At 55.5% G+C, this 11,654-nt stretch carries 8 protein-coding genes; all 8 read right to left on the bottom strand.

What is annotated here, in order from left to right; translation table 11 throughout:
• Window positions 1-7: 7 nt before the first annotated feature.
• The 8 genes from C233_RS0111070 to C233_RS0111035 all read right to left on the bottom strand — a co-directional run bounded on the left by C233_RS0111070 (window position 8) and on the right by C233_RS0111035 (window position 11,650).
• On the bottom strand, window positions 8-853 hold the full coding sequence (locus tag C233_RS0111070; RefSeq protein WP_018667662.1) for a BadF/BadG/BcrA/BcrD ATPase family protein: 846 nt from the start codon (window positions 851-853) through the stop codon (window positions 8-10).
• A gap of 78 nt (window positions 854-931) precedes the next feature.
• Window positions 932-2,122: an acyltransferase family protein gene (locus C233_RS0111065; RefSeq protein WP_018667661.1), complete on the bottom strand. Its 1,191-nt coding sequence runs from the start codon at window positions 2,120-2,122 to the stop codon at window positions 932-934.
• A gap of 13 nt (window positions 2,123-2,135) precedes the next feature.
• A complete protein-coding gene (locus tag C233_RS0111060) occupies window positions 2,136-5,087 on the bottom strand; it encodes an FAD-binding and (Fe-S)-binding domain-containing protein (RefSeq protein ID WP_018667660.1) in 2,952 nt (983 codons plus the stop codon).
• A 190-nt stretch (window positions 5,088-5,277) separates the two neighbouring features.
• Window positions 5,278-6,516, bottom strand: coding sequence for an exo-beta-N-acetylmuramidase NamZ family protein (locus C233_RS0111055; protein ID WP_018667659.1), 1,239 nt, complete (start codon window positions 6,514-6,516; stop codon window positions 5,278-5,280).
• A gap of 35 nt (window positions 6,517-6,551) precedes the next feature.
• The gene (locus tag C233_RS0111050) at window positions 6,552-7,874 is read right to left on the bottom strand and encodes an MFS transporter (RefSeq protein WP_018667658.1); all 1,323 of its coding nucleotides are present in this window, start codon (window positions 7,872-7,874) and stop codon (window positions 6,552-6,554) included.
• A gap of 27 nt (window positions 7,875-7,901) precedes the next feature.
• Window positions 7,902-9,218 carry a SpoIID/LytB domain-containing protein gene (locus C233_RS0111045; protein ID WP_018667657.1) on the bottom strand — a complete coding sequence of 439 codons (1,317 nt, stop codon included), beginning with the start codon at window positions 9,216-9,218 and terminating at the stop codon, window positions 7,902-7,904.
• 28 nt (window positions 9,219-9,246) lie between these two features.
• Entirely contained in the window at window positions 9,247-10,179 is a 933-nt protein-coding gene (locus C233_RS0111040; RefSeq protein WP_018667656.1) for a DUF4922 domain-containing protein, read from the bottom strand.
• 4 nt (window positions 10,180-10,183) lie between these two features.
• The gene (locus tag C233_RS0111035) at window positions 10,184-11,650 is read right to left on the bottom strand and encodes a glycosyltransferase family 2 protein (RefSeq protein ID WP_018667655.1); all 1,467 of its coding nucleotides are present in this window, start codon (window positions 11,648-11,650) and stop codon (window positions 10,184-10,186) included.
• Window positions 11,651-11,654 lie beyond the last annotated feature (4 nt).

Here is an 11,654-nt window from a genome sequence, read left to right as displayed (position 1 = left end):
GCTTTTGTCATTTTCCACTGTGATACTCAATTAACCCTTCCATGGGGCTTTTGATGATAGTACCCAGCCGGATGCCCAGTTCCCGGGCTGCCTCCTCCAGTACGGCTCTGTAATAGAAGGCTACCGAGCCGATGAAGTGCACTTTGCTGTTCCGGTAATTCTCGTACTGCATGACGTTGCGTTTAAGGAAAGCCTTGAAGCTGTCCGATACCAGCGTACGTATGCACGGCTCGTCCAGGTTCTGTGCAAGGAACGGAGAGAGGCTTGCCAGGAAACGGTTGGGGAACGGCTTGCGGTAAACGCGGTCGATGATGTCGGCAGGAGTCAGGCCGAACTGTTCGAGGAATTTCTCCTTGAGTGCGGGCGTCATCTGGTTCTTCAGTATATCGCCCACCAGCAGCTTGCCCAACACGGCACCGCTGCCCTCGTCTCCGAGGATGAAGCCCAACGGCGATACGTTATTCACAATCTGCTTTCCGTCGTAATAGCAGGAATTGGAGCCCGTACCCATGATACAGGCGATACCCGCTTCGTGCCGGCAAAGCCCGCGGGCTGCCGCAAGCATGTCCGTATTCACCTCTACTTCCCCCTTTACCCGGAGATGCCTGGTAATGGCACGGTGAACCATGGCTATCTTGTCGGGAAAGCCGCATCCCGCGCCATAGAAATATACAGCATCCAATGCGCCGGTTCCTAACTGGGGCAACAGTACCGTTGCAATCTCATTACTGATTTCTTCTTCCGACTGAAAGAAAGGGTTGGTTCCTTTCGTGGATATCTGCCGGATGAGTCGTCCTTTTTCTACAACGCACCAATCGGTTTTTGTAGAGCCACTGTCTGCTATTAGAATCATTTTGATATTGTTTTTTTGATTTATGGGATTTCAGGCTTTATGGAATTCCGGGTTTTGAATTACAGAAACCATGAGGCCTTATAGTTTGATATATATCTTTCGTTTGTAAAGCTGGTAGCCGATGCACCAGTTGATACCCACGAACAACAGTGCATAAGCTAAGGAACCGCCGGTTTCGCCGAATACGGGCATCAGCAGTATCTTGTACAGGAATGTGTGTATGCTGATGCTGCCTTCTCCCCACGGAAAGCTGATGCTGCCGAAGAGGATGCTGAGCACACCGCCCAATACATACATGAACAAGGGGTTGATACCGAACGATTCGAAGAACAGGCTCCATTTCTTATATCCTTTTACGTCGATTATCCAGATAAGGAGCGCCAGGAGGCTGGAAGCCAGTCCGCAGGTGGCGAGCACAAAGGTGGGCGACCATATCTTCTTGTTGATAGGGCATCCGTAACTCAGCAGGAAACCCGAGAAAGTAAGGATAGTGCCTGCCAGGAACAGCTTGATGAGGTGCGAGTTGAGCAGGCTTTCGCGGTCTTGCCCCGCTTTGTTTCCTCCGAGCATCATGCGCCCTACGCAGAAGCCCAGCAGCACGTGGGCTATGGAAGGAATGGTGCTTAGCAAGCCTTCCGGGTCGATGCCGTTGTCCTTGTACATATGTGCGGGGGTCAGGATAGCACGGTCGGCAACGGAGAGGATGTTCGTTTCGTTGTAGGCGAAACCGTTACCGCACATCAGCAGGATGAAATAACCTATCAGCAAGGTAGCGATAAGATAAGGGATGTTACGGTGCTTCATCGTGAGGGCGATGATAGCGGTAGCACCGTAGCAGAGCGCCAGGCGCTGCATGACACCCAGGATACGGATGCGGTCGAAGCTCCATACGGATTCCCATAGCTGTGCGCCGAAGCCGATGCCTTCGGTGGGGGAAGCCCAGTAATAACAGAACCTCGAGAACCAGCCGATAGCCATGCCGATGAGGAAGATGAGTACGGTACGTTTCAGGATTTTCAGGGCGGCGGCATGGCTGAACTCGAAGTCGTACTTTTTCAGGGAGATGTACGTGGATATTCCCATGATGAACATGAAGAATGGGAACACGAGGTCGGTGGGGGTGAGGCCGTTCCACTCCGCATGGCGCAGGGGAGCATAGATATGCGCCCATGTGCCGGGATTGTTAACCATAATCATTCCCGCGATAGTGATGCCCCGGAGTATGTCGAGGGCAAGGATACGCTTGTTTGTCTTTGTTGGATTGTTCATAATTCTATGTGTGTTAAGTTAATGTTCGAGCCGGTATCCGGGGCTGGGTGCATTGGTCTACGAGGTAGGCAATGGATACGTACGGGATGCCGGAATTCGTGGTCAGCCCGATTTCGCAGGTACGGCTGTTGGAGTAACCGATACCGGCGCCGGCAGCCTTTAGCTGCGGGCGGAGCTTGCGCAGGGCATATGCGTTCAGTTCGGGATATGTAAAGCCGCGGTCGCCGGCAAAGCCGCAGCAGCCCACCTCCTCCGGTACGATGACCTTGGTGGAGCAAAGGCGCGCCAGGGCTATCATCGTATCGGCCAGCCCCATTTTGCGCATGGAGCAGGTGATGTGGATTGCCACGGGGTGGTCGGTGGGAGTGAATACCAGCCTGTCGCGCAGGAAAGTATATATGAACTCTGCCGGTTCGTAGAGTCTCATCTTGTGGATTGTTTCGCGCATCCGGTGCAGGCACGGGCTTTGGTCGCACAGAACGGGGTACTTGCCCTGTTCGCTGGCTTCCCATAGCGCCGCTTCCAGCTCGGCGGTTTTGCGGTCGGCGATGTCGAGCATGCCCTTACTTTCCCAGATTGTACCGCAGCATAGTTTCTCCATGTTTTTGGGGAGGATAACCTCGTAGCCGCCTTTTTGCAGCAGTGCAATCATCTTGCTTACCAATGCCTGCTCCACAGGAGATTTCCTGGGCAGCCCCATGGTCTGGTTGATGCAACTGGGGAAGTAGACTACCTTGTCATGCCGGGAGTCGTGGGGCGGCAGTTGCGGGGCTTTGAAAGCCTTGGGCATTGCCGGAGTCCATAGGGGGATGCCGAGAGCATTGTGCATGCCTTTGGCAAGGCTGCTCATGGTTTTTGTCCCTAATACGGAATGGCCGAAATCCGCCAGCGTCAGTATGGGGCGCAGGGTGCTCTTGATACCGGCAAAGTGGTTGGCGGCAAAATTGCCCGCCTTATAGCCGAGGCTGCCTTGCGGCAATTCCTGCTGGCGGACGATATGTGTCAGGTCGCCCGTATTGATTCCCATGGGGCAGGACATGGAGCAAAGCCCGTCTCCGGCGCAAGTCTGGTTGCCGGGGTAGCGGTATTGCTTTTCCAGCAGGGCGAGGCGTTCGGGGGCTTCGCCGCTCTGTCGGAGGCGTGCAAGCTCTCTTTGCAGCACGATGCGCTGGCGCGAGGAGAGGGTGAAGCCGCAGGACAGGCAGTTTACCTCGCAGAAGCCGCATTCGATGCAGCGGTTTACTTTGGCGGCGGGGCTTTCCGCATCCAGCGGTATCAGCGGCAGCGGTTTGAAATGCTTGATATGGCATTGCGGGTCGTCGTTGAAGATGACACCCGGGTTCAGCAGACCTTGGGGGTCGAACAGCTCTTTAACGGCTTTCATAATCCCGTAGGCAGAGTCTCCCCATTCGTAACGGACAAAAGGAGCCATGTTGCGTCCTGTGCCGTGCTCGGCTTTCAGCGAACCGTCGTACCGGTCTACAACTAGCGCCTTTACATCGTTCATCAGGGCTTCGTAGCGCTTCACCTCGGCATCGCTTCCGAAGGATTGGTTGAGGATGAAATGATAATTCCCCTCCAGCGCATGCCCGTATATGCAGGCATCCTCGTAGCCGTGGCGGGCTATGAGCTGTTGCAATGCGGCGGTCGCCTCGGGCAGGTCTTCGATGTGGAAGGCTACATCCTCGATAAGACAGGTCGTACCGGGTTTCCGCGTTCCGCCTACGGAGGGGAAGATGCCGGAACGGATAGCCCAGTACTGCGAGTATTCCTCGGGCTTGTCGGTGAAGCGGACGGGCGTATAAGTGTGGAAGGCGGAGAGGCAGTGCTCTATCGCACGGATATTCTGTTGCAGCTCCTCCGCACTGCGGGCTTTGGTTTCGGCCAGTACGGCAGTAAGCCCGGTTTCGTCGCCCGGCTCCACGCCAGGCAGGGAGGAGGAGCATACCTCCCCTTTGTATTTCAGGAATACCGGGTCGCCTACCGATGCCAGGGATTTCCAGTCCAGCAGTTCCGCTCCTTTCACTATGGCTGCGCCGGCATCCGGAAACCAGGAACCGGAAGGCGCGGTTTGCGGGTTGCCCAGGGCTTTCATGGCTACTACGGCGCGGCATGCCTCCTCGATTGTCTTGAAGTAGAGCATGGCGCTTGCCTTGCAGGGATAGTCGTACTCTGTTTTCATGGTTACCTGCGAGAGGAATGCCAGTGTCCCTTCCGAGCCTACCATGAGGTGGGCTATGATGTCGAACGGGTCGTCGAAGCGGATGAAAGGAAGCAGGTTCAGCCCCGTTACATTCTTAATGGAGTATTTGTACCGGATGCGCTCCGCCAGCTTCTCGTCGGCGCGTACCTCGTCGCGGAGCGTGCAGATGCGGCGTACGAAGTCGCGGTGCGTCACTTCGAATGCCGCACGGCTTACGGGGTCACCGGTATCGAGCACCGTGCCGTCTGCCAGTACGATGCGGGCGGAGAGGAGTACTTTATCGCTGTTGGCATGTGTGCCGCAGTTCATGCCGGAGGCGTTGTTCATGACGATGCCGCCTACCATGGCGCTTTTTACGGAAGCCGGGTCTGGGGCGAATTTCCGTCCGAAGGGCGCCAGCAACTCATTGACCCGCTGCCCGGTAATACCGGGTTGCAGGGTGATTTCCTCGTGGTCGGGAGACAGGCTGTACTTCTCCCAGTGTTTGCCGGCTACGATAAGTATGGAGTCGCTGATTGCTTGTCCGGACAGGCTGGTTCCTGCCGCCCGGAAGGTGACGGGCAGGTTGTAGCGGCCTGCCAGTTTCAGCAGGCGGGAGATTTCTTCTTCGCTCTCCGAACGGATTACGATTTGCGGGATGAGGCGGTAGAAGCCTGCATCCGTACCCCAAGCCAGCCGGCGGAGTTCGTCGGTGTAAACCCTTTCCTGCGGGATGAATCGTGTTGCTTCATGCAGGAAAGCCATGTAGTTGCTCTTTTCCATAATGTATATACCTTTTACTCCTGTACCGCTTCCCGCCTACCTCCGTTGCAATAGGCTGTGGGAGGGTTGTATGGGGAGGCGTATTCACTATACGATTGAATGGCATTCTGTATACGACTGAACCTATTTCAGTATACGACTGAATGGCATTCAATATACGGCTCATCGGCCGTTGTTTCGGTTTGTCAGTTTATTTGTATAAATAATACTGCTTCGACAGCTTGCGGAACTCCTCGACGTCTTTGTACCAATAGTCGCGGATGTCCTCCCAGCGGTTGCGCTTGCCGAAGCGCTGGCGTATCTGCTTCGAGCCGCATACCTTGTCGAACATGGAGAAGCGTCCTTGGTCGGCATGCTCGAATACGGCACGGTCGGGATAGAGGGCTGCCACTTCCTGCATCACGAGGAACTGTATTTCGCTCAGTGGGGCTTTGGCGAAATCCACGATGTGCACTTGCACGCCTTGCAGCAACTCGCCTTTGCCTACGGAGTAGAACGGCTTCAGGTATATCGGGCGGAAAATGACGCCCGGCACATCGAGCCCGTTCAGCCTCCCGGCAAGTTTCTCCGCTTCCACCCACGGGGCGGCGAACATCTGGAACGGAATCGTATAGCCTACCCCGATAGACATATACCCCAGCTCTCCTAAGATTCCGCTGACGGGATAGAAGAATGCGGAATGCGGATGTGGGATGTGCGGGGAGGAGGGAACCCATTGCAGCCCGGTCTGCGTATAGTCCATTTTGCGTTTCCAGCCTTTCATCTTTACGACGTGCAGCCGGCATTGCTTACCGTCTTTCAGCATCTTCTCCCCGTTCAGCATCAACGCCAGCTCGCCGCAGGTAAGCCCGTAAAGGTACGGTATCTTGAACTGGCTGACAAACGATATGCAGTCGTCCTCCGTAAGGTTACCTTCTATCTTGAGCCCGCCTACGGGGTTGGGGCGGTCTAACACGATAAGCTCCTTGCCGTTCTCGGCAGCGGCTTCCATGGCGAGCCCCATTGTGCTGATGTACGTAAATGAGCGGCAGCCGATGTCCTGGATGTCATATACCAGCACGTCTATGTCTTTCAGCATTTCCGGCGTCGCCTTGCGCGTGCTTCCGTACAGGGAGTAAACGGGCAGGCCGGTGGAGGCGTCTTTCATGTCCGTTACGTGGTCGCCTGCGTGTACGTCGCCGCGTACGCCGTGCTCCGGGCCATACAGGGCTACGAGGTTCACGTTGGGGGCTTCGTGCAGGATGTCGATAGTGGATTTCATCCGGTTGTCTACTCCGGTAGGATTGGTAATCAGCCCTACGCGCTTACCTTCCAGGCATTTGAAGTTTTGTTCTTTCAGTACTTCGATGCCGGTCTTTATTCGTATCTTCTGTGCATGGGCGGCACTGCTTAGGGCGCAGAGGATACAGAGGAGGAACAGTTTTTTCATAATCGGTATCTTTGTATTTCTTTGGGTCGTTTCTTTTATTTCTTGCCGTATTCGGGGTCGATTCTTCTGTCGGCGAAAACGGTGACGATGACCGTGGCTATGCAGCATGCTATTACCAGCCAGAAGAAGTTGGTGTAGCCGATTGCTTCCTGGATGTAGCCTGCGAACATGCCCGGAATCATCATGCTCAGCGCCATGAACGCGGTGCAGATAGCATAGTGGGATGTCTTGAACTCGCCTTCGGAGAAGTACATCATATAGAGCATATAGGCTGTAAAACCGAAGCCGTAACCGAATTGTTCGATAGCGATAGCCGTCGATATGGCGAACAGGTTGTCGGGTTGCCATATGGCCAGGTAGACGAATGTCAGGCAGGGCAGCGTCATACATGCCGCCATCCACCAAATGGATTTTTTCAGTCCTATGCGCGATGCGAACAGCCCTCCGAGGATACCGCCCAGCGTGAGGAATATCACTCCGATAGTGCCGTACACGATGCCTACCTCTGCCGTGGAGAGTCCCAGCCCTCCTGCCTCTTTGGAGGCGACGAGGAAGGGCATGCACATCTTGATGAGGAATGCTTCGGGCAGGCGGTAGAGCAGCATGAATACAATGGCGAGCAACACGCCGGATTTGGTGAAGTAGGTGGCGAATGTGCGTCCGAATTCCTTGAAGATAGCCTTTGCACTGGCGGTTCCCGGTGCGAGGACGGATTTGTCGGAGGCAGGCCGCGGTATCGCGAACAGGTGGTAGAGGCTTACCGCGCTGAACATGACGGCGGTAACCAGCATCGTGATAGTCCACGACAGCGGGATGTTGTCGTATTTCAGCTCGATAGCGCCGGCAATGGCTACGAGTACTCCTTGCCCGAAAATGGAGGCGAGGCGGTAGAAGGTGCTGCGGATGCCCACGAACTCTGCCTGTTCGCCGGACTTCAGCGCCAGCATATAGAAGCCGTCGGCGGCAATGTCGTGCGTGGCGGAGGCGAATGCCGTGATGATGAACAGTATCAGCGTAAAGGTGAACATGCTCACAGGGGTCGTCCCGGCGGCCATGACGGCTTCGTCCGGACGCGGAATGGAGAGCGTGAGCAGGATGAAGGCTATCGACATGAGAATCTGCATGGAAACGACCCACCACCTTTTGGTCTTTATGATGTCTACGAACGGGCTCCAGAAGGGCTTGATAGTCCAGGGGAGGTACAGCAGGCTGGTAAACAGTGCCATGTCTCCGTTGGGAACTCCCATTTTGGCAAACATCAGTACGGAGATGTTGTTCACGATGAAGTAGGGGATGCCTTGCGCGAAGTACAGGGTGGGAACCCATGCCCAGGGCGATATGTTCTTGGTATTGTTCATTCGGTTGGTCGTTTTTTTGTTATTGGATTAATCATATAGTTTGTCGATGCCGGCGCCGATGTAGTAATGCAGCAGTATCGCGTCGTACTTATATCCTTGCTCGCCCATTACGGCGGCTCCTATCTGGCAAAGCCCCACGCCGTGCCCCCAGCCGGCTCCGGTAAGGATGAAACGGCGGGGTATGCCTTCTGCCGACAGGTCTGCCCGGTCTACGACGAAGGCGGAGCTGTAAAGGTGCGAGGGAGAGAGGGTACGGCGGATTTCCAGCTCTTTGCCGATAGTGAGCGTTTTCTTCGTTCCTACGATTTTCAGCTTCCAGAGGCGTCCGGAAGTGCCGCGGGCAATGGGGACGAGGTCGATGATTTGCCCGTAATCTATGCCGGAGCGTTTCAGGATGAGGGCGGATAGCTCGTCTTGGGTGTATTCTACTTTCCAGCGGTAGAAGTCTGTGGTTTCCTGGTCGTAGTTGTTGAGTACTTGCGCCAGGATTTTCTTGTCCGTCGTATTGCAGAATGCCTGGGGGGAGGTGCGTATCCAGCGGTCGGCATCGGGTTCTTGTGTGAGGTCGGGCAGTTCGGGAGCCGGATAATCGCGCTGTTTGGCGAGGTAAGGGTGTGCAACGTCTTCCCAGCAATACTGGAATTCTTCGAAAGCGCCGCCGCAACATTTGGAGAAGCGGGCGTCGCAGATTTTGCCGTCGAAGGTAAGCACCTCACCCCGCGTGGCGGCTATCGCCTGCTTGACAATGTCGGTAGAGGCGCGGGTAATTCCCTGGTAGCGTTGGCAATGGTCGTCTGCGCATACGTCGAAACGGGTGTGGTCTTCGCGGTCGTACCAGCGGATAAGTTCCTCGTCCGTCCGGGTGGAGGCGGAGTAGTCTGCCCGGGTTGCCGTGAGTTCTTTGTTCTTCCGTATCTGTGCCAGCAGCCAGCTACGCGAGATGACGGCATGGGCTTTCAGCAGTTCCAGAGAGGCTGTTGCACTCATCTCACTGGATATGACGCTGGTCAGGTAGTCTTCTACGTTGACTACGTTGATACCCGTCAGCTTGCCGTTTTCCACGATAATCTTCAAAGAACCCTGGAAACGCTGGTCTTCTTTGCGTTCCCAGTGGAAGTTTATGCCGATAGTTACGTCCAGCAACTCGAAGGCTGCGGCGGATTCCTGCAAGGGTTCGAACAATAGCTCGTCGTATTGCCTGCCGTTCCAGAGGATTTTACCTCCGTCGTAGGTGGCTACCTGCCTGCCGCTGACTTCCTTGCCGGATATGCGGTAGGGGGCGTGCAGGACGAACTCTATTTGCGGTTCGGACAATATGCCTACTTCTACTTTGGGTTCTTTCATACTTGTCTGTTTAAGGGGATTACGGTTGCTATATTCGTTCTGCGATACGTTGCCGTACCTTTTGGAAATCGGCGGGCGGGAGGCATACTTCACCCAGTATCCGTGCGATGTCCTCTGCCGTTATCTTGACGAAGTCTTTCTCCACGGGGGTGATGAATACGCCGCCTAAGTCTACGGAGGCGGGGCTACTCAGCAGGTTAGCGTCGCCTTCGGCTGTGTAGCAGGCAGGGCGGTGCTTGGCACGCGGGAAGATGAAGACAATCCATTTGCCGGTTTCGTACATCGCAAGGAGGTTCATCATCGGTTCGTCGTCGCCGGGCTGTATGTCCAGGGAGCGGTAAACGGCGTCGAACAGCTTGATTGCCGTTTTCCGGTCGGCACACTCCATGACGAGCGTGGTACGCGGTGCATCGTCCAAATACCAGAGGGTGGCTTGTCCGTAGTCCGCGACCTTGCCCGCTATCTGTCCGCGCCAGTATTGCTCGATAGGCATGAAGCCTTTGTTGCCGGCTTGGAAGTGTGCATGGTCGGGGGCGGAAGCGCCGCATCTGGGCCCGTTGTAGAAGATTGTATAATCGGTCAGTTGCCGTGCCAGCTCCAGCATATCGCCGAAGCGGGGGGCTATGCGTTGGTCTACATGCGCCGTTTCCGGTATCGTCAGGTGGCGGGGGAATATGGGAAACGGGTTGACCAGTATATCGTAGTGCCCTTCGAAGGGGATGCCTTTTTGCTCTGCCGGCAGGTTGGCGGGGCAGAGGAAGCACTTGCGCTCCTTAATGGATTGGGCGTCTACTTTGGCTCCGGAGGATACGATGCGTGCCGGGTTGAACTGTACCTTATAGGGAATACCGTTCACATCCAGCTCTTTTACCCGTACCCCGGATAGGGCGGCGTAGTTGTTGCGCGCCGTTTCCCAGGAGGCGAGTTGCCCGGTCAGGAGATTATGTATGGTTTGGTTCATAGGCTTACTGCTTGTTTTTCTTGTTCATTGCTATACGTGCCTGGAGTTCCCAGGTACGGATGCGGTCTTTGTACAGGTTGTGCCCGTTCATCTTGACGATGTCCAGCGAAGCGTCCGAGTTGTCGTCCCAGCGGCGGCACAGGTAGACGACGTCGTACACGCGGCCTATCTGGTATCGGCGGGAGAAGTTCAGCCCCAGGGCATAGTCTTCGCCGTAGCTTGTGTTGGGTACTTTCACTTCACGCAGTACCGGGGTATAGAATGCGCGCGGCGCACCCAGCCCGTTGATGCGCAGGGCGTTGTTCCGCCCGTTGTGCGGCGTCCACTCTTTATGGTCGATGATGCCGGGAGCAATCATGTTCATGTTGAAGTCCGTCATCATGTAAGTGCCTACCACCATGGCGCAGTTCTGTTCGTAGAAGGCGCGTACCATGGTAGCCAGCGTGTTTTCGCCGGCATATACATCGTCGCTGTCCAGTTGTATGGCAAACTTGCCGCATTTAGGGTGGTGTACGCCCATATTCCAGCAGCCGCCGATGCCGAGGTCGTTGCGCCCGGGGATGATATGGATGAGGCGCCCGTCGTCCTTGAACTCGTCGATTGCCTCTGTCGTTCCGTCCGTGGAGTGGTTGTCGATGATGATAAGGTTGAACTTGAAGTCTGCCTTCTGGCTCAGGACAGACCGTATAGCGTCGCGGATAGTACGGATGCGGTTACGTACGGGGATAATGACGGATGCCTCGTATTCGAAGTTGCCGGCAGAGAACTCGATTGGCTCGAAGCGGGGTTCCAGGTAGCCGCCGATTTCTTTCAGGTGTTCCGTACACGCTTCCTCCATTTCAATCTGGCGGTTGCGGTTCTTGGGGTCTACATAGTCGAATATCTTCTCGCCGCTCTTGCGCGTATCGTTCTCCACCTCGCTGTACAGGTATTCGTTGATGTGCACGAGGTCTGCCTTCTGGCTCAGCTTCAGGCGCAGGTCATAGAGGCCGGCGAAGCTGTAACCGGATGTCATGCGCCCGGCTGCCTCTTTCAGTTTCGGGGTATCGAACAGAAGTACCGAACCGAAGTTGAAGTCGTCTCTCAGCGAGCCGAACTGGTAGTCGATAACGGGGGCGTTCGTCTGCTTGCCGCCGGCTATCTGGTAGTGGTCGGCATATACCATTCCCGCGCCGGTATCTTCGGCAATGTGCATCATACGTTCCAGGGCGAACATCCCCAGTTCGAGCGTCGTCTCTTTCGTATAGAGCAGTGTATATTCCGCATCCGCTCTCTGAGCTATGGCCTTCATGGTAGCGCTGCTGTAAGGCATGTCTGCGGACAAAAGCTCACAGCCGGGCAGTGGCTCGATGCCGGCGTCTGTCGTTATCAGGTAGATGCTTCCGGCGATGCCGGTAGCCTGCAATCCTTGTACTGTCTTTTCTGCCTGTTCTTTTCCTGCGTAGGGAATAAAGCAATCGATTTTCTTCATATGT

The sequence above is a fragment of the Bacteroides gallinarum DSM 18171 = JCM 13658 genome, from assembly GCF_000374365.1.
In the GTDB taxonomy this organism is placed as follows: domain Bacteria; phylum Bacteroidota; class Bacteroidia; order Bacteroidales; family Bacteroidaceae; genus Bacteroides; species Bacteroides gallinarum.
The sequence above is the reverse complement of the archived record's forward strand: the minus strand, read 5'-3'. Positions and strand labels throughout refer to the sequence as shown.